Source organism: Moraxella oblonga NBRC 102422, from assembly GCF_001598275.1.
Taxonomy (GTDB): domain Bacteria; phylum Pseudomonadota; class Gammaproteobacteria; order Pseudomonadales; family Moraxellaceae; genus Moraxella; species Moraxella oblonga.
Genome location: NZ_BCYQ01000001.1, coordinates 61,810 through 79,375 on the forward strand (window position 1 = coordinate 61,810; position 17,566 = coordinate 79,375).

A 17,566-nucleotide genomic window follows, 5' to 3' on the forward strand; every position below is an offset into this window, starting at 1 on the left:
TGTAAGATTTGCCATGATTGCCCAAAATTTAACAGTTGCTAACTATCAAGCTCAGCTTAACCAAAAAATACAACGCATTAACAGTCAATTTGCTATTTTTAATCCACCAGCATTAGAAGTGCATGAATCACCGATGGATTATTTTCGCCAGCGTGCTGAATTTAGGGTTTGGCATACTGATAGAGATGGTAGTTTAAATGGGCTTGATGATATGTTTTATGCCATGTTTGAGCGAGATGGCAAATCCAAAAAGGTCATTGAAATCACCGACTTTTCAATCGCAAGCCGTGCCATCAATGACTTAATGCCTGTTTTATTAAATCATTTAAAAACCAATCCCATTTTAAAAGAGAAGCTCTTTCAAATTGATTTTTTAAATACCTTACATGGCGAAATGCTGGTTACTTTAATTTATCATAAAAAATTAGGCGATGAATGGCAAATATTAGCCAATGAATTAGCCAATACATTAAACATCAAGCTCATTGGTAGAAGTCGTGGGCAAAAAGTTGTTTTGTCTGATGATTTTATCACCGAAAAAATAAGTGTCAATATCAAAGGTCAAGAGATTGATTTTTATTATCAGCAGGTGGAAGGTGGGTTTAGTCAGCCCAATGCTTTTGTTTGTCAAAAAATGCTCAATTTTGCCTGTGATGTGGCAGATAATATCAGTCAGATAAATGGCAAAAAAGATTTGTTGGAGTTATATTGTGGCAATGGCAATTTTACCTTGCCATTATCCAAATATTTTAATAAAGTTTTGGCAACGGAAATGGCAAAAACTTCCGTTAATTCCGCCAGATGGGCAATAAAGTATAATCAGATTGATAATATTGATATTGCAAGGCTATCAGCAGAGGAATTTAGCGAGGCTTATATAGGAAAGCGAGAATTTCGTAGGTTAAGTGAAAGTAATATTGATATTAAAAATTATGACTTTAATACGGTATTTGTTGATCCACCACGAGCAGGAATTGATAATGACACCTTAAAACTTTTGGTGAATTTTGACAATATCATCTACATCTCTTGTAATCCTGATACTTTATTTGACAATTTATGTCATCTGACAAAAACACATGAAATAAAGAGATTTGCCTTGTTTGACCAATTTCCCTATACTCACCATATTGAAAGTGGGGTTTGGCTCAGCAAACGCTAAAAAGATTGGAAAAATTGATTAAAGTATGGCAAAATAAACGCTTTATTTATCCCAAGAATGACAATGAAAGACTCTCTACGCCACCGCCTTGACCAAATGTCCGACCGCTTTGAGGAAGTGACTGCCCTGTTATCCGACCCCGAGACGATGAGTGATAACAAAAAGTTTCGTGCTTTGTCGGTAGAGCATAGCGACCTATCCGAAATTGTCGCTCTTTGGCACGCCTTTACTGGGGCTGAAAGCGACCTTGCAACGGCCAATGAACTGTTGTCCGACCCCGATATGCGTGAGCTTGCCCAAGATGAAATCCAGACGGCAAAAGCCAAAATTGACGAATTGACCGAAACTCTAAACTTGGCAATGCTCCCCAAAGACCCCAATGACAAAGTGCCTGCCTTTTTGGAAATCCGTGCAGGCACAGGCGGTGATGAGGCGGCGATTTTTAGTGGCGATTTGTTTCGTATGTACGAACGCTACGCCCAATCGCAAGGCTGGACGGTGGAGGTTTTGTCCGCCAATGAGGGCGAACACGGTGGCTATAAAGAAATTATCAGCCGTGTATCAGGTACAGGTGTGTACGGAAGACTTAAATTTGAAAGTGGGGCTCATCGTGTGCAACGAGTGCCAGAGACCGAAAGTCAAGGGCGAGTGCATACTTCGGCGTGTACGGTGGCGGTAATGCCAGAGGTTGAGATTGATGACACGGTGGAGCTAAACCCTGCCGATTTGCGTATTGACACCTACCGAGCCAGTGGGGCGGGCGGTCAGCATATCAACAAAACCGACTCTGCCGTCCGTATTACCCATATCCCCACAGGCACGGTGGTGGAATGCCAGCAAGAACGCTCCCAGCACGCCAACAAAGACAAAGCGATGCGTATGCTGGTTGCCAAAATCCAAGCCGAAAAGGTACAAAAACAAGTGGACGCAAGTAGCGAGCTTCGCCGTAATTTGGTTGGTTCTGGCGACCGCTCCGAGCGTATCCGCACTTATAATTTTCCACAAGGGCGAATGACCGACCACCGTATCAATTTAACTTTGTATAAATTAGATGCCATTATGCAAGGCGATTTGGGTGAATTATTGGACAGTTTGTTAAGAGAACATCAGGCGGATTTGATGGCGAGTGTGGGGGCGGATTAGCATTTTTAATTATTTGGAGTAATTAAGATGAGTATGCAATGTGAGTTAATTTCCATTCCTGTGGATAAAATTTCTGATTATTGGCAATTAAGTGAAAGTGGTGAATTGGATAATTTTGAAGTGCTGGATTTGGGTCAAAGTTGGCACGCTTTATCCTTTATATTATCCAACCCAACAATAAACCTAATCAATGCCACACAACTAGAAGATGTGATTATGGCAAAAAATTGCCTAAACCCAGAAGAGGTTGAAAATGGTGATTATCCAATGCTTTATAATGAACCAAAAACTGTGCAAGAAATTGCCAAAGAACTACAAAAAGTAGATATAGAAAAAATACTAAACAACATCAATTTTGATGATTTTGCTACCTATGGCATTTATGGATTTTCCAGTCTAATCTCTGATGATGAAAAAGAGGATAATAAACACTGGTTATTGCAGGTGGTTAATGATTTAAAAAATATCTATCAAAAGGCAAGTGATGATAACAATGCTATAATGATAGCCATTCTTTAATTAATTTGGTTGTTGATATAATGAAAGGTTTTATTCCTGCTAAATTTACCCCTGTGGTATTTGCATTTTATATGTCTGGCATCATGGCGTTTTTGATGTCATCGGTACTCGTTGCGGTGAATACAGGCATTGGCGGTAATTATTTTATGCGTGTGCTTAGGGCTTATATGATTGCTTTTCCAATTGCCTTTTGTTGTGTTGCTGTTTTAAGACCTGTGGTATTAAAATTGGTGGATTGGACGATTGCTAAGTAATTTTTTAGATGTTATCATTTGCCATAATATAGAAAAAATTGGTTGGATATTTTTACTGATTTTTAACATACTTTACAATAATAAGCAGAATTTACCCACCTACGCTGAAGCCGAATTAAATGGCAAAACTCGCTTTATGCCGATTAATTTATACAACAGTGATGAGATGAGCACAGAGTTTGGTGATGAAAATAATTTTAGTCTATCAACAGAAGCCTTTGATTATAAAACTGTCAACAAAACTACAGTGAATATTTCGGCACCTGATTCTGAATTTTTATACAAAACCTGTAATGTTGTTAAAAAGAAAAAATAACATAAGCTAAGATGTTAATTTCAATCAGCTCTCAAAAATGATTTTGGGAGCTGATTTATTATAAGGGAATTAAAATGATTTCACCCCATCTGGCGATAAAGGATACAAGCATACACATTTAAACTCTTCCTCACAAGCTTCATGCGTTGTCCACCAATGTGTATCTTCCCAAGGCAGTTCTTTTTGCCCGTAGTTGGGGTTGGTGCAGGGGGGTAAAGGGGGAATTTGTAAGGATTTGTAACAATGGGTTCTAATACGCACCTACACAATAAGTTGGGGTGCAGATTTTATAATGTGTGATTTTATGATAGAATAGTGAATTTTGGCAATCTGGCAAATTGCAAAAATTATAACATGCATGTTAGGCTTAGGATTGTTTTGTTTGTCAGTGTTTGGAAATTTGAAATGACTGTATTAAATTTTACTAAAAAATGGATAAAGCGTATGGCGGTTTTTTTGATTGCATTTGTGCTAATACTTGTTTTGACCGCTTTACTAACTTACAAGGCCCTACCTGACCATGGGGCAAAGTCCGTTAGTGAGCATATCAAGCCTAATCCCCAAGGTGCGATTGCTTCGCATCTTTTACCCGCCTTGGCAAAAGAACCACAAAAAAGTGGTATTTATCCATTAGCAAATAGTCGTGATGCCTTTTTGGCACGCCTTGCACTGATTGAGACGGCGAGCCAAAGTATTGATTTACAGTATTATATTTATCATGATGATATTTCGGGGCGACTATTAAGCCAACGATTACTTGCAGCGGCCGACCGTGGTGTGCGTGTACGGCTATTGCTTGATGATCATACGATGGCAGGTATGGATGGGGTCATTGCCGCTTTGGATGACCATGACAATATTGAGGTAAGGTTGTTTAATCCTTATATGCAGCGAGGGTTTCGCCCATTGGGCTATTTGAGTGATTTTTTCCGTTTAAATCGGCGTATGCATAATAAGTCTTTGACTGCAGACAGTTTGGTGAGTATTTTGGGTGGACGCAATATTGGCGATGAATATTTTGAGGCGACCAGTGGTGTGATGTTTGCTGACCTTGATGTGGCAGTTGTCGGTAAGGCGGTGGATGAGATGGCTTCTGATTTTGACCGTTATTGGAACAGCAAGTCTGCCTATGAAGCAAGAAGTATTATTGGTAATGTTAAGGCGGCTGATTTGTCTGGCACAAGCCAAGAAGCTCAAGGTTATATTGATTTGCTCACTGAGTCAGCATTTATGAAGGCACTTCAGGCTGGTGATTTGCCCTTTGTTTGGGCGGATGCGACACTGATTAGCGACCACCCTGATAAGGTCATTGGCAAACGACAAGAGGACAATATCTTTGCCAAGCACATTGCACCATTAATGAGTCAAGCCCAAGATGAGCTAATCATTGTATCGCCTTATTTTGTACCCACCAGACAAGGAGAGCGTATGCTAAGTACGCTTGCAGGCTCAGGTAAATCAGTCCATGTATTAACAAATACGCTGGCAGCCAATGATGTGGCAGTGGTGCATTCAGGCTATGCCAAATATCGCAAAGAGTTGTTAAAAAATGGCGTCAATCTTTATGAGCTCAAAGACAGTGCAACGGTCAAGCCTGCCAAAGTGCGGGGTGTCTATGACGGTAAAGGCGCAAGCTTGCATGCCAAGACTTTTACTGTGGATAATCGTTATTTGTATGTAGGGTCATTTAATTTTGACCCGCGTTCAGCCAATCTCAATACTGAGCTTGGGCTATTGATTGATAATCCACAGCTTGCCAGTGTGCTCAGTCAAAAGCTGCATGAAGATGTCAGAGCCAATGTCTATGAGGTTAAGCTTGACGACCATGGCAAGCTACATTGGTATAGCCAAGAAGATGGCCAAGAAGTTGTCAGCGATAAAGAGCCTCAAAGTTCGCTTTCTAGACGCATACAGGTATGGATAGCCAGTCGTCTGCCGATAGAGTGGCTGTTGTAGTTTTTTTAAGTAATATGCTTACAAGATAACAATCCCAAAACAAAGCCATTTTTGTTTGGGTTTGGCTGTGGTTGATTTGTGAATGCAATCGGTGTTAATCACCCCAAACCACTGGACTTTGGGGTGATTTTATTTATTTTACCAATGCTGAAATGGTCTTAAAGGCTGGGTCTTTGGCATCACGGCACAGCTCAAAGAGTATCGCTTCGGTGGTGGTAATGACCGCTCCTGCACGACGCATACGCCGTAGGGCGATTTTTTTGTCATAGGGATTTCGTGAGCCGACCGCATCAGCAACAACCACAGGCTGAATACCATTATCAAGCAAATCCAGTGCAGTCTGTAACACACAGACGTGTGTTTCAATACCAAACAGCAGGGCGATACGGCGATTTTGGGCGGTAATGTATGCCCAAGAAGGTGGGTTGTCGCACACCGAAAAGCTCGTTTTTTCAAAGCTTTGGCGATTTGGTTCATTCAGCAATTCATAAAGCTTAGGTATGGTTTCGCCAAGTCCCTTTTTATACTGTTCATTTAGCATAATCGGTACACCAAGTGTTTGTAAGCCTTGAATTAACACCGCTATTTTGTCCGTTATGGCGTCGTGGTCAAAGATGTGCGGTGTTAGCTTTTCTTGCACATCAATCAAGAGCGCCTGTACATCTTGACGCAAGATACGATAGGGAACAGAAAAAGTTTTGGTAGTCATAAGACCTCCTTGTGTTGATGGATTAATCAATGTCCTAATGTCGTCCTATCATAGCAGGTTTTGGCGCACTTGAACAGTTAGATTTTTTGTATCTAAATTTGGGTAAATGTGTTAGAATAGACAACCATTGATTTTGAATAATGTCCAAAATACGAGCTTTCAAAGATGGGTTATGAGTGGCAAGAATGAGTGCTAAAATATCTACAAATGAGGGTAGTGATGTTATTTACAAAGCTCAAAGCTTATTAAGATGATAAAAAATTATCAATGAACTGTTATGCTTTTTAGTATTTAGGAACTGGTAATGTGCCAAATACAAATTTATGCTCACAAAGCACTGATTGACAAAAAAGAATGCTAATGCCATTCATCAGGCACTCATTACCGAGTCTGCTTACCCAAAAGAGAAAAAATTTCAGCGATTTACCCCTTTATATTCAGACAATTTTATTTATCCTGATGACAGAAGTGATGAGTATTTGATTATTGAAATATCTATGTTTGTTGGCAGAAGTGTGGATACCAAAAAATCGCTTATAAAGCGTATTTATCAGAATTTATTAAACGATTGTCAGATAGCATTTCAAGATGTAGAGATAACCATTTTTGAGACCCGCAAAGAAAATTGGGGTATTGGTGGTCAGAATGCCGATGAACTGATATTAAATTATTGTGTTGATGTGTAAATTTAATAGTTATTTAAGGTCTAACGATGTCAAACATAAACACTGTATTTAATGACAAAATCCCAATGCCAAAATTATTGGCAGATTTTTTGCAATGGGCTGACCAATTTGACTATGGTCAATTGGGTTATTTTGAATTTGAAAGTGATACGCTTGACGATAACTGGATTGAAAACGGCAGTCAGCTGGCTAATCAATTTGCCATTTGGCTTCGTTTGGGTGATGGTTCAATGATTGGTTTTTGGCGACCAGAGCATTTTAATGATGATATTTTACCTGTGGTATTATTAGGAAGTGAAGGTGAGGTTGAAGTTTTAGGTGAAAGTTTAGAAGATTTTTTATACAAATGGGGCAATGATGGCGATTTTGAAAATGTTTATGATTTAATGCCGAATGGCGATGATGATACCGAATACAAGCATCATTTGTTATTAGAATGGCTAAATGATAACAATATTACTTGCCCAAAAGTAGATAATCCAATTAAAACTGAGCAATTACAGCAATTTTTTGATGATTGGCAATCAAAAAATGCTTAAAATAACAAACAATTTTTAATTTAAAGTTAAGGTATATTTATGTCAAACCAATCTCAAACCCCAGAAACCCAAATTTCTGAAAACGATTTAATCGCCCAAAGATTAACCAAATTACAAAACTTGCAAGAAAAAGCCCAACAAAATGGCAAAACTGCTTATCCAAACACCTTTAAGCGTGAAGATTATGCTTTGGATTTACAAAATAAATTTGAAGGCGTGGATAAACAAACCATTGAAAATAGCGATAAAGTCTATGCCTCTGTTGCAGGGCGAGTGATGCTTAATCGTGGCTCTTTTATTGTTATCCAAGATATGACAGGTCGTATTCAACTTTATGTGGATAGAAAAGGCTTAGATAGTGACACTTTGGATTTAATTAAATCATTAGACTTAGGCGATATTGTCGCAGGTAAGGGCTTTTTGGGGCGTTCTGGTAAAGGGGATTTGTATATTCATTTAGAACAATTTGAATTATTAACCAAATCATTACGCCCATTACCTGATAAATTTCACGGACTTTCTGACACCGAAGTCAAATATCGTCAGCGTTATTTAGATTTAATGGTTAATGAAGACACTCGTAAAACTTTTGAAATTCGCTCCAAAGTTGTTGCTGGCATTCGTGCATTTTTGACCAATGAGCGTTATATGGAAGTGGAAACACCAATGATGCATATTATTCCAGGTGGTGCATCGGCTAAGCCATTTATTACCCATCATAATGCTTTGGATATGGATTTGTATTTACGCATTGCCCCAGAGCTGTATTTAAAACGCCTTGTGGTAGGTGGATTTGAGCGAGTATTTGAAATTAACCGTAATTTTAGAAATGAAGGCGTTTCTACTCGTCATAATCCTGAATTTACAATGATTGAATTTTATCAGGCGTATGCCGATTATCAAGATTTAATGGCTTTGACTGAAAAAATGCTTGAAACATTGGCAATGGATATTTTAGGTACAACTGATATTCCTTATGGCGATGAAGTATATAGTTTTAAAGCACCATTTGCCAAAATGCCAATGAGTGAGGCGATTTTAAAATATAATCCAAATTTAACTTTGGAGAATATCAATGACCGTGAGTTTTTGGCGAATTTTGTCAAAAATGAATTAAAAGAAGAGGTAAAACCGTCTTTTGGTTTGGGCAAATTACAAACCATTGTGTTTGAAGAAACGGTAGAAACCAAATTACGCCAGCCGACTTTTATTACCGAATATCCTGCCGAAACATCGCCACTGGCTCGCCGTAATGATGACAATGCTCATATTACCGACCGTTTTGAGATGTTTATTGGTGGGCGTGAAATTGCTAATGGTTTTTCAGAACTCAATGACCCCATTGACCAAGCACAGCGTTTTAAACAGCAAGTTGCCGAAAAAGAGGCAGGTGATGATGAGGCAATGCACTATGATGCCGACTTTATTGAAGCCTTAGAATATGGCTTGCCACCAACCGCAGGCGAAGGCATTGGTATTGACCGTCTTGTAATGTTATTTGCCAATGCCCCAAGTATTCGTGATGTGATTTTATTCCCGCATATGAGACATAAATAAGCTGGTCATATTTGACAATAACCTTATTTTATAAAATGGGGTTATTGTTCAAATTTAAATTTAAGACATAAAATGGACGAATTTTTAAAAGGCATTGTTGCCATTTTTCGTTTTATTGCTCATTGCTGGTTTGAAATATGGCTTTATTTAAAATTAGACCAGCTTTGGGATAAATATACCAAATGGTGTATTTTGGTTTTAATGTTATTGGTGATATTGGTGATTTATTTGATTGTCAATAGCTAAAGTGGTTGATTTGTTTTGTGTTGAGATAAGGAAGGTTTAATGGGAAGTTTTATTTTTTTAGAAATTTTTGTGGTGGTTTGCTTAGTATCTATTAGCACCACTTTGTTTAATAAACGCTTTTTAAATCTCCCCCAAGCCATTGGCGTACCGATTGTTTCAGCCTTATTTGTATTTTTATTGCAATGGTCGGCAACGCTATTGGCGGGTAATCAATTTATTAATATTAATATTCACGCCATTGAAGAAACGGTACGGCATATTAACTTTTATGACTTTTTAATCAATGGGGTGATTTGTTTTATTTTAACGGCATCTGCACTTAAATTTAAAGTCGCTGATTTAAAAACTTATTGGAAACCAATTGGTATTTTGGCAAGTTTGGCATTATTGTTGTGTGCCTTTATATTTGGCGGTTTATTATTTGGTTTTCAATACATTACAGGGCATACTGTACCATTAATTGTGCTATTATTATTGGGCAGTGCCTTAGGGGCAACCGACCCCATTGGTATTAAAGGCGTATTAAGCTCCATCAAAGCCCCCAATCATTTAATGATTAAATTAGAAGGTGAATCGTTATTTAATGATGCAATGTGTATTGCCGTATTTATGACCATCTTAAAAGTGATACAAGGCGGTGAATTTAATTTATTGCATGTACTTGAACATTTGGCATTTGAAATTATTGTGGCGGTGATTATTGGCATCGCTTTTGGTAAAATGGCACTTCATTTACTCAAAGGCAAAAATGAAATGGAGTCATTGATATTAACCACCGCTGTTTTGGCATCTGGTTCTTATTTGGTGGCATTATATGCTCACGCTTCTGCGCCAATTGCCTGTGTGATTGGTGGATTGATGGTTGGTGATAAATGGCAAACCATTTTGGCTCATAAAGATGTAGAAGAAATCAATCATTTTTGGCATACCATTGAGGGGATTATCAATTCATTTTTATTTACCTTAATTGGACTTGAACTCTTTATTTTGGATTTAAATGCTCATATTGTCATTGGCGGTATTGTTGCGTTTATTATTTTGCATTTGGCACGATTTTTGGCAAACTTTTTTGCTTTTGCTTTATTCCCAAGTGTTCGCAAAAATGCTTATAAAGGCAGTTTGGAAATTCTATCGTGGGGCGGTGTGCGAGGGGGTATTTCACTGGCACTAATTTTGGCGGTTGCTAATATTCCACAATTATCAGATTATACCAATGTGTTAATTGGTTATACCTTTATTGTGGTATTATTATCTGGCGTAGTGTGTGGGCTTGGATTGCCTGCGGTGATTAATGCCTTTTATTATAATCCCAATGAACCCACCCAAGGTTTTGCAGGGTGGTATCAGCGTGTTATGCACAAAGTGATGAATCGCTCCGATAGATTATATGTTTTAAATGAAGACAAATTTGGCAATCAAACCATTAGCCTTTATGAGCCAACCCCAGAGGAATTGGAGGAGTTGCCAGAATTTGATGATACGGTACATGAAACACCCATTAGTCTTAATGATCCCAATCGCTTTTAACCATTTTAAAAAAACCGTTCATGATAGAACGGTTTTTTTTATTTCTAAGATTAATTATGCATGACGTGGAAAGTGGGCATACCAATGTTGCCATGTAGTGCTGGCAAATCAATCAATACCAATGCACCCAAAACCTCATGACCTGCTTGTTCGCACAGGCTTTTGCTGGCTTTTAATGTACCGCCCGTTGCCAATACATCGTCCACCAATAGGATTTTGGAGGGGGCAAATCTGCCTTAATCTCCAAAGTGTCTGTACCATATTCTAGGTCATAAGTTTGACTAAATACAGGTGGTGGCAGTTTGCCTTTTTTGCGAATGAGCAAAAGCGGTTTGCCAGTGCGTCCCGATAGGAGACTGCCGATGACAAAGCCACGAGCTTCGGTGGTCGCAAAGCATTCTACGGTGTCTAGATAATTATTAGGCAAAGCCCCAAGCAAGGCATCTACCAACTCATCAATATGCCATAATAGGGGGGTAATGTCATAAAAATCAATGTTTGGTTTGGGAAAATTGGGAATGGTGTGAATGATTTGCCAAAAAGGGTGAGTATTTTTCATAAATAAACCGTAAAAGTTGAAGTTTATGGGTTAGTGTGGCGATTGTGTGCTAATTCTTGAAATAGTGGATTTAGATAAATTAGTAACATACCAAATGCCATAAATGCAGGAATGAAAGTGTATAAACTAAAAAAATGGACAGGTAAAAAGATGCGTAATATCAAACTAATACATAGTGTTAAAATAGAAATGCTTCCCCAGATGTTGGTTAGGGTGTTAATGGTTTTTGTGCGAGTTTGAAATAAACATGGATTTAGGTGGCGTGTTTTGGATAAATGGTCAATCAACTGCTCAGCTAAAACGAACATTACTAACCAAGCAAGCAATAAAAACACACTCAACGCACTGATGAAATAGTATAAAACAGTCATCATATACACTCAAAAAGCACGAGAAAACCGTGCTTTTGGTTGATGTAAAATCACATGGTGAAAGTAGGGCGTTCTGATTCTACCTGCCCTGCAAGCAAACGCTCAATCTCATTTTTGATTTTTAGGCTGTTTGGGTCGGTGCCAAACTGCATACCAAAACCAGCAGGTTTAGCACTTGTGCCTTTTTCATTTACCCAAATTACTTTGCCATTAAGCGGATAACGCTCGGCAGAACCAGGTAGGGTAAACGCCACAAAAACATCTTCGCCAATGGTGTGTTTGCGAGTACTGGGAACAAAAATGCCACCATGTGTTACAAATGACATATAACTGGCATATAAAGTTTGGGGGTCGGTGATATTACATGTCAAAATACCACCACGAACAGGCATTGCCATAGACGTATCCTTATGATGAAGAATTGATTTATTATAACAGGTTGTCTGTCAAATGTCAGCTATAACCAACCTGCTTTTCTAAATTTATGATACAAATAAACGCAGATGACAAAAACCGAACCAACCACTAAAAAATACCCATATCGCCAATGTAACTCTGGCATAAATTCAAAGTTCATGCCATAAATGCCTGCTACTGCTGTCGGCACGGCAGCAATCCCTGCCCATGCAGCCAAACGGCGAACGACATCGTTTTGACCCATAGTAACCATTGCCATATAGGTATCCATGGCAACTGATAGCATTTCGTTGAGTCCGTTTACCGCATCAATGGAGCGAAGCAGGTGGTCATTGACGTCCCTAAAATAGGGTTTGGCAGCAGCAGGGAAGGCAGACACCAATTCATTTTTTTTGTGGTTGATAAAAAAGTTACATACATCTTGGACAGGAAAAATGACCGCTCTCATATGTACCAGTTGGGATTTTAGCTCATATAGATTTCGTAGGGTGGATTTGTTAAATTCATACGAAAAAATGTTACGTTCTTGTTCACGTAAATAATTGCCCAAACGGTCGGTAATCGGTGAATAGTTATCAACAATAAAGTCTAAAATGGCGTGTAATACAAAAATAGGACCAAGACGCAGTTTTTCTGGTCGTCTATGGCAGTGTTCACGCACTGGAGTATAAGGATTGGACGCACCACGCCGAATGCTGATGATAAAATTTTTGCCCATAAAAATGGCGGTTGTGCCATAACGAATTAGGTTATCTTCTAGTTTGGCGGTACGCACCACCACAAAAATCGTGTCGTTGCCATAACTTTCTACTTTGGGGCGTTGATGGTCAGCAAAGGCATCTTCTAAAGCCAGCTCATGCAAATCAAAAGCGTCTTGGACTTCTTTGACGGTCTCATAGCTTGGGTTGTATAATCCAAGCCAGACAAATTGATTGTTGTTGGTGAGTTGGCGACTTACTTCATCAATACCAAGCGTGTTTATGGGTTCACCTGTTTTGCGTGAATAACTATAACAAACGATGGTTTCATCAGTAGCAGGATTGTCTTCTAAATCCTCAAATCGGTCAGCATCAGGGTCATAGACTGTCATTGTCTCTAAGGTGTCAGCATCGCTTGCGTCAGCGTCCCCATAGATATAACTGTCCGCCTCATCGTGCAAATCAAGCTCGTCTATGATGTCGGTGGTGGTATTTTCTAATTCATCGTGTAGGGGTTGATTGTCGTGGTCAGGTTTGTTTGGCATGGCACTCCCCCTAAATGGTGATTAAAATTACCATTATAGCAAATTTACATTGATTGCGTATAAAAAAATTGCAATGAACAAAATTTTTAATAATTAGCCTAGCCCCCTTGTGCTTTTCGTGATACACTAAGGGAAATTTTTTGGTTGATTGTATTATGACAAAAAATCAATGGCTTTTGCCCGATGGCGTGGTAGATGTATTGTTTGAACACGCCCAAAAACAAGAAAGTTTGCGTGATGCTTTGCTATTTATTTTGACAGCACATGGTTATCGTTTGGTTGCACCGCCTTTGATAGAATATACCGATACGCTCTATCGCCATGCTGATGATGAGTTAAAACGTCAAACCTTTAAACTCATTGACCAGTTAAATGGTCGCACCATGGGTCTACGTGCTGACATTACCCCACAAATCATGAGGATTGATGCACAACATGGCAAGGGCATTGACCGTTATTGTTACATTGGACAGGTGGTAAAAACGCTACCAACTGGATTATTTGGCTTGCGTACGCCCATGCAACTTGGGGCAGAGATTTTTGGCATAGAAAATCTACCCCAAAAAGTCTGTGCTGAGTTGTCGCTGATTGATTTGCTTGTGGCATTATTTGACGAAATTGGCATGAGTCGTGTGGATTTTCATGTTGATGTTGGTCATGTGGCGATTTTTAATCGTCTATGTGCATTACATGGTATTGGTCATGACAATGTACAGACACTTATGACATTATATAATAAAAAGGCTTTGCCAGAGTTACATGAGTTTTGCCAAAATATCATAGGCGGAGCAGACTTTTTGGTGCTTGCTAAGCATACATTTGGTGCAGATAAACTGCCTTCTGCGAACAATTTATTAAATAAATTATCAGATGTTGCCAAGTCAGATGAGGTGATTGGTCGTGCGTGCCATGAGATTGCCACTTTCATCAGCCACACCCAAAGTGTCGGTATGACAGCAAGTGTGGATTTGACAGAGTTGTCGGGTTATCATTATCATACAGGGCTTGTGTTTAATGTTTATCTTAATCACCATGACACGGCACAGACACAGGCGTTGGTGCGTGGCGGTCGCTACTGGGCAACTGATACACGAGAGGCAACAGGGTTTAGTATGGACATCAATCGCTTGTTGGAATTTGTGGAATTACAAACGGACACAATCATTTGGGTGGATTTTGATGAGATACAGCATGCCACCGATGATGAGCTTGATGATTTAAATATCCAAATCAAAACCCTACAAGATGAAGGGTGTGTGGTCATTAAGCCTTTGTCTGTTGATGATAAACCTACTCAGATTGACGGTGTTTTGCATCGTGATAATGGACAATGGGCGGTGAGATTGGTTGGTGATGAATAATCGCTCCAATCACAATCAATTTTTAAGTTTTTATAATCGCAAAAAGAGAGAAAATTATGGGTAAAAATGTCGTTGTCTTGGGTAGCCAGTGGGGCGATGAAGGCAAAGGTAAAATCGTGGATTTATTGACCGAAAAAGCCACTGCGGTAGCACGTTATCAAGGTGGTCATAACGCAGGTCATACACTCGTGGTTGGCGGTGAAAAAACCGTACTACACCTTATTCCATCAGGAATTTTGCGTGAGGGCGTTACTTGCTTTATTGGCAATGGCGTGGTGCTTGCTCCTGATGCTTTATTAAAAGAAATGAAAGGCTTGTCTGACAAGGGCGTACCTGTGCGTGAGCGTTTGCGTATCTCGCCTGCTTGCCCATTGATTATGCCTTATCATGTGGCACTTGATCAAGCACGTGAACTCAAACGTGGCAATAGTAAAATCGGTACAACAGGGCGTGGTATTGGACCTGCTTATGAAGATAAAGTAGCTCGCCGTGCCTTGCGTGTGGCTGATTTGTTCCGTGCTGATTTGGCGGATAAATTGACCGAGATTTTAGAATATCATAATTTTGCACTCACCCAGTACTATAAGGTTGACCCAATTGATTATGATGTTACACTAAAACTATGCCAAGTGTGGGCAGATGAACTCAAAGATTTGGTGGTTGATGTTACAGATGAGTTAGAAATTCGCCGTAAAAATGGTGAAAATTTGATGTTTGAAGGGGCACAAGGCACACTTTTGGACATTGATCATGGCACATACCCATTTGTAACCAGCTCAAACACCACCGCAGGCGGGGTGGCGACAGGTACAGGGTTAGGGCCGTTGTATTTTGATTATGTGCTTGGTATTACTAAAGCCTATACCACAAGAGTGGGTTCAGGACCTTTTCCAACAGAGCTTTTTGATGAGGTGGGCGAACATTTGGGTAGAGTAGGGCATGAATTTGGAGCAACCACAGGGCGAGCCAGACGCTGTGGTTGGTTTGATGCTGTAGCCCTTCGCCGTGCGGTGGTACTAAACTCCATGAGTGGTATTTGCCTAACCAAGCTTGACGTGCTTGATGGGTTAGACGAAATCAAAATTGCCACCGACTACACTTTGCCAGATGGTGAGGTCAAAGGAGCATACGATGCCACTTATTATGAGAAAGTAACACCCATCTACGAAACTTTGAAAGGGTGGGGCGAAAGCACGGTGGGCATTACTCGTTTTGAGGATTTGCCCAACAATGCCAAAATCTACATCAAACGTATTGAAGAGCTTGTGGGTTGTCCTGTGGATATTATCTCAACAGGGGCGGATAGAGAGCAAACAATCGTACTTAAAGACCCATTTGATGCTTAAAAATGACTTTAAAAAACCACTTGCATACGCAGGTGGTTTTTTATGATTTAAAAAAAGAAGTAAAAGTGTATGACGATGTATGCCAAAACCATCTTAAAATTACCACAAATTTGTTTTTTGGCAGTAGGGGCAATTATAATTGACCCCCTACAATTCGTAGTATATTTTAAGTCCGTTGGTGTATTTATTCATTGACAAAAGCGATTTTGGTTAAACCTGCACCGCTTGCTGTTGCCAAAACTTGTGCCACCATGTCGTACTTGCCTTCTTTGTCGGCACGCAGGTGGACTTGGGGGTCTTTACCTTTGGCGACTTCTTCGGCAAAACGAGTATTAAGCTCGTCTAGGTTAAGTGGTGTCTTATCCCAGTAGATTTTCCCTTCTTTATCAATACTGATTTGCACAACTTCTGGCGGTATGTCATTGACATTGGCGGAAGTTTTGGGCAAATCTAGGGGAACGGTAGGATTTAGTACCGTTGCTGTTACCAAAAAAATAATCATCAATACCAACATGATGTCAATGAGGGGAATGAGGTTAATTTCATTCATGCCCTCAGAGCTACCGTCACCAAGTTCAAAAGCCATGATGTCTCCTTAGCGAACCGTTGCCAAAATATGATGAGCAGTATCATTGGCAAGATACAATGCTTTTTTGTTGAGTCTGGTGATGATGTTAAAAAAAATCACCGCAGGAATCGCCACCCCAAGTCCCAAACCTGTCATGATAAGAGCTTCACCGACAGGAGCGGCAACTTGTGCAAGACCTGCTTGACCACTTTTACCGATGGCGTGTAGGGCATGAAAAATCCCCCAGACCGTACCAAACAACCCAATAAATGGAGCAATGGCGGCGGTTGTACCTAAAATGGGCAAGCCTTTTTCCAACTCAAAACGATGATTGGCGATGTGTTTTAATAAAAATTGCTCGGTGGCGGTCTTTTTTTGGGCAAATTCTAACCCTGACAGCCCTGACATTTCTTGGGAAATGGCATCGCTTAATTCATCAGCCACAACATCTACCTTTTGTTTGGCGTAAATGATGCGAGAGATGCCCACAACCCACGAAATGAGTGATAGGGTAATCAAGATAAGAAATAAGGTTTTGCTCACAGCGTCTGTAACTTGCCAATATTGTGCAAAATCCATAAAAACTCCAAAATATAAAATATAAAAATGCTAAAAACTTAAAGGTAGTTTGGCTGTGCCAGAGAGTAGTTGCCCTTGTTCGTTTTTAAAGGGGTGGAATTTGGCACGCTTAATGGCACGTACCACCTCTCTATCAAAATCTTTGTCGCCTGTATTCACCCCTTTGACGTCAGTGATATTGCCTTGTACGTCAATGGTTATGGTAGCAGTAAAACTGCGTGAGCGACCTTCTGGGATATTTTCAGAGCCAGGCAGTTTATCAAGAGTGGGGGGACGCTTCCAACTGGCATTAGAGATTCTACCAGATAAATCTTGCTTTGTGAGTTCGCCACCGCCAGTGCCTTTATCACTGCTTTTGTCATTGCCTTTATTTGTGTTGCCCTTGTGTTTGCCTTGACCGCCACTGCCCTCACCGTCTTTTAGACGTTTAGCGTCCGCTTCTTCTTTTAGACGTTTAGCGTCCGCTTCTTCTTTTAGACGTTTAGCGTCCGCTTCTTCTTTTAGACGT

General features: G+C 39.8%; 19 protein-coding genes and 2 pseudogenes. 13 read left to right on the forward strand and 8 right to left on the reverse strand.

What is annotated here, in order from left to right:
• Positions 1 to 13 precede the first annotated feature (13 nt).
• The 6 genes from trmA to MOB01S_RS00260 all read left to right on the forward strand — a co-directional run bounded on the left by trmA (position 14) and on the right by MOB01S_RS00260 (position 5,350).
• On the forward strand, positions 14 to 1,162 hold the full coding sequence (gene trmA, locus MOB01S_RS00235) for a tRNA (uridine(54)-C5)-methyltransferase TrmA (RefSeq protein ID WP_066799865.1): 1,149 nt from the start codon (positions 14 to 16) through the stop codon (positions 1,160 to 1,162).
• Positions 1,163 to 1,225: 63 nt separating this feature from the next.
• A complete protein-coding gene (prfA, locus tag MOB01S_RS00240) occupies positions 1,226 to 2,305 on the forward strand; it encodes a peptide chain release factor 1 (RefSeq protein WP_066799867.1) in 1,080 nt (359 codons plus the stop codon).
• Between the two features lie 27 nt (positions 2,306 to 2,332).
• Positions 2,333 to 2,824, forward strand: a complete 492-nt coding sequence (locus tag MOB01S_RS00245) for a DUF1877 family protein (protein WP_066799868.1) — start codon at positions 2,333 to 2,335, stop codon at positions 2,822 to 2,824.
• Positions 2,825 to 2,844: 20 nt separating this feature from the next.
• Positions 2,845 to 3,078 (forward strand): DUF2798 domain-containing protein, encoded by a 234-nt coding sequence (locus MOB01S_RS00250; RefSeq protein WP_066799870.1) that lies wholly within the window; start codon positions 2,845 to 2,847, stop codon positions 3,076 to 3,078.
• Positions 3,068 to 3,394 carry an ACP-like domain-containing protein gene (locus MOB01S_RS00255; protein ID WP_066799873.1) on the forward strand — a complete coding sequence of 109 codons (327 nt, stop codon included), beginning with the start codon at positions 3,068 to 3,070 and terminating at the stop codon, positions 3,392 to 3,394. The genes MOB01S_RS00250 and MOB01S_RS00255 overlap by 11 nt, the downstream gene beginning before the upstream one ends.
• A gap of 405 nt (positions 3,395 to 3,799) precedes the next feature.
• Positions 3,800 to 5,350: a phospholipase D family protein gene (locus MOB01S_RS00260; RefSeq protein WP_066799878.1), complete on the forward strand. Its 1,551-nt coding sequence runs from the start codon at positions 3,800 to 3,802 to the stop codon at positions 5,348 to 5,350.
• A gap of 133 nt (positions 5,351 to 5,483) precedes the next feature.
• On the opposite strand, the gene MOB01S_RS00265 is transcribed toward MOB01S_RS00260, so the two are convergent.
• Entirely contained in the window at positions 5,484 to 6,059 is a 576-nt protein-coding gene (locus MOB01S_RS00265; protein ID WP_066799880.1) for a hydrolase, read from the reverse strand.
• Between the two features lie 304 nt (positions 6,060 to 6,363).
• On the opposite strand from MOB01S_RS00265, the pseudogene MOB01S_RS00270 reads away from it, so the two are divergent.
• The 5 genes and pseudogenes from MOB01S_RS00270 (at position 6,364) to MOB01S_RS00285 (ending at position 10,614) form a co-directional block, all read left to right on the forward strand.
• A pseudogene (locus MOB01S_RS00270) lies at positions 6,364 to 6,745 on the forward strand (tautomerase family protein).
• A 26-nt stretch (positions 6,746 to 6,771) separates the two neighbouring features.
• Positions 6,772 to 7,284, forward strand: coding sequence for a hypothetical protein (locus MOB01S_RS00275; protein ID WP_066799881.1), 513 nt, complete (start codon positions 6,772 to 6,774; stop codon positions 7,282 to 7,284).
• Between the two features lie 39 nt (positions 7,285 to 7,323).
• On the forward strand, positions 7,324 to 8,841 hold the full coding sequence (gene lysS, locus MOB01S_RS00280; protein ID WP_066799883.1) for a lysine--tRNA ligase: 1,518 nt from the start codon (positions 7,324 to 7,326) through the stop codon (positions 8,839 to 8,841).
• Positions 8,842 to 8,913: 72 nt separating this feature from the next.
• The gene (locus MOB01S_RS12260) at positions 8,914 to 9,087 is read left to right on the forward strand and encodes a hypothetical protein (protein ID WP_157073842.1); all 174 of its coding nucleotides are present in this window, start codon (positions 8,914 to 8,916) and stop codon (positions 9,085 to 9,087) included.
• Between the two features lie 39 nt (positions 9,088 to 9,126).
• A complete protein-coding gene (locus MOB01S_RS00285) occupies positions 9,127 to 10,614 on the forward strand; it encodes a cation:proton antiporter (RefSeq protein WP_066799885.1) in 1,488 nt (495 codons plus the stop codon).
• A 50-nt stretch (positions 10,615 to 10,664) separates the two neighbouring features.
• Here MOB01S_RS00285 and MOB01S_RS00290 read toward each other — a convergent pair.
• The 4 genes and pseudogenes from MOB01S_RS00290 to corA form a co-directional block, all read right to left on the reverse strand.
• Positions 10,665 to 11,173 (reverse strand): annotated as a pseudogene (locus tag MOB01S_RS00290) (adenine phosphoribosyltransferase).
• 23 nt (positions 11,174 to 11,196) lie between these two features.
• A complete protein-coding gene (locus MOB01S_RS00295; protein WP_066799891.1) occupies positions 11,197 to 11,547 on the reverse strand; it encodes a hypothetical protein in 351 nt (116 codons plus the stop codon).
• 47 nt (positions 11,548 to 11,594) lie between these two features.
• Positions 11,595 to 11,942 (reverse strand): PilZ domain-containing protein, encoded by a 348-nt coding sequence (locus tag MOB01S_RS00300; RefSeq protein WP_066799893.1) that lies wholly within the window; start codon positions 11,940 to 11,942, stop codon positions 11,595 to 11,597.
• 59 nt (positions 11,943 to 12,001) lie between these two features.
• On the reverse strand, positions 12,002 to 13,204 hold the full coding sequence (gene corA / locus MOB01S_RS00305) for a magnesium/cobalt transporter CorA (protein WP_084349551.1): 1,203 nt from the start codon (positions 13,202 to 13,204) through the stop codon (positions 12,002 to 12,004).
• A 155-nt stretch (positions 13,205 to 13,359) separates the two neighbouring features.
• On the opposite strand from corA, the gene MOB01S_RS00310 reads away from it, so the two are divergent.
• On the forward strand, positions 13,360 to 14,565 hold the full coding sequence (locus tag MOB01S_RS00310; protein WP_066799895.1) for an ATP phosphoribosyltransferase regulatory subunit: 1,206 nt from the start codon (positions 13,360 to 13,362) through the stop codon (positions 14,563 to 14,565).
• A gap of 56 nt (positions 14,566 to 14,621) precedes the next feature.
• Positions 14,622 to 15,911, forward strand: a complete 1,290-nt coding sequence (locus tag MOB01S_RS00315) for an adenylosuccinate synthase (protein WP_066799897.1) — start codon at positions 14,622 to 14,624, stop codon at positions 15,909 to 15,911.
• A 184-nt stretch (positions 15,912 to 16,095) separates the two neighbouring features.
• Here the strand turns inward: MOB01S_RS00315 and MOB01S_RS00320 are convergent, their stop codons facing one another.
• The 3 genes from MOB01S_RS00320 to MOB01S_RS00330 form a co-directional block, all read right to left on the reverse strand.
• Positions 16,096 to 16,497, reverse strand: a complete 402-nt coding sequence (locus tag MOB01S_RS00320) for an ExbD/TolR family protein (RefSeq protein WP_066799900.1) — start codon at positions 16,495 to 16,497, stop codon at positions 16,096 to 16,098.
• A gap of 9 nt (positions 16,498 to 16,506) precedes the next feature.
• Positions 16,507 to 17,058 (reverse strand): MotA/TolQ/ExbB proton channel family protein, encoded by a 552-nt coding sequence (locus MOB01S_RS00325; protein ID WP_066799902.1) that lies wholly within the window; start codon positions 17,056 to 17,058, stop codon positions 16,507 to 16,509.
• Positions 17,059 to 17,088: 30 nt separating this feature from the next.
• The coding region (locus MOB01S_RS00330) for a TonB family protein (protein ID WP_157073843.1) at positions 17,089 to 17,566 on the reverse strand (478 nt) is incomplete at its 5' end.

Excerpts from the sequence above, each read along its gene's own strand:
- trmA (WP_066799865.1), top strand. The coding sequence starts at position 14 with ATGATTGCCCAAAATTTAACAGTTGCTAACTATCAAGCTCAGCTTAAC.
- MOB01S_RS00245 (WP_066799868.1), top strand. The coding sequence starts at position 2,333 with ATGAGTATGCAATGTGAGTTAATTTCCATTCCTGTGGATAAAATTTCT.
- prfA (WP_066799867.1), top strand. The coding sequence starts at position 1,226 with ATGAAAGACTCTCTACGCCACCGCCTTGACCAAATGTCCGACCGCTTT.
- corA (WP_084349551.1), bottom strand. The coding sequence starts at position 13,204 with ATGCCAAACAAACCTGACCACGACAATCAACCCCTACACGATGAATTA.
- MOB01S_RS00315 (WP_066799897.1), top strand. The coding sequence starts at position 14,622 with ATGGGTAAAAATGTCGTTGTCTTGGGTAGCCAGTGGGGCGATGAAGGC.
- MOB01S_RS00275 (WP_066799881.1), top strand. The coding sequence starts at position 6,772 with ATGTCAAACATAAACACTGTATTTAATGACAAAATCCCAATGCCAAAA.
- MOB01S_RS00285 (WP_066799885.1), top strand. The coding sequence starts at position 9,127 with ATGGGAAGTTTTATTTTTTTAGAAATTTTTGTGGTGGTTTGCTTAGTA.
- MOB01S_RS00260 (WP_066799878.1), top strand. The coding sequence starts at position 3,800 with ATGACTGTATTAAATTTTACTAAAAAATGGATAAAGCGTATGGCGGTT.
- MOB01S_RS00325 (WP_066799902.1), bottom strand. The coding sequence starts at position 17,058 with ATGGATTTTGCACAATATTGGCAAGTTACAGACGCTGTGAGCAAAACC.
- MOB01S_RS00250 (WP_066799870.1), top strand. The coding sequence starts at position 2,845 with ATGAAAGGTTTTATTCCTGCTAAATTTACCCCTGTGGTATTTGCATTT.
- MOB01S_RS00300 (WP_066799893.1), bottom strand. The coding sequence starts at position 11,942 with ATGGCAATGCCTGTTCGTGGTGGTATTTTGACATGTAATATCACCGAC.
- lysS (WP_066799883.1), top strand. The coding sequence starts at position 7,324 with ATGTCAAACCAATCTCAAACCCCAGAAACCCAAATTTCTGAAAACGAT.
- MOB01S_RS00320 (WP_066799900.1), bottom strand. The coding sequence starts at position 16,497 with ATGGCTTTTGAACTTGGTGACGGTAGCTCTGAGGGCATGAATGAAATT.
- MOB01S_RS00295 (WP_066799891.1), bottom strand. The coding sequence starts at position 11,547 with ATGATGACTGTTTTATACTATTTCATCAGTGCGTTGAGTGTGTTTTTA.
- MOB01S_RS12260 (WP_157073842.1), top strand. The coding sequence starts at position 8,914 with ATGGACGAATTTTTAAAAGGCATTGTTGCCATTTTTCGTTTTATTGCT.
- MOB01S_RS00265 (WP_066799880.1), bottom strand. The coding sequence starts at position 6,059 with ATGACTACCAAAACTTTTTCTGTTCCCTATCGTATCTTGCGTCAAGAT.
- MOB01S_RS00310 (WP_066799895.1), top strand. The coding sequence starts at position 13,360 with ATGACAAAAAATCAATGGCTTTTGCCCGATGGCGTGGTAGATGTATTG.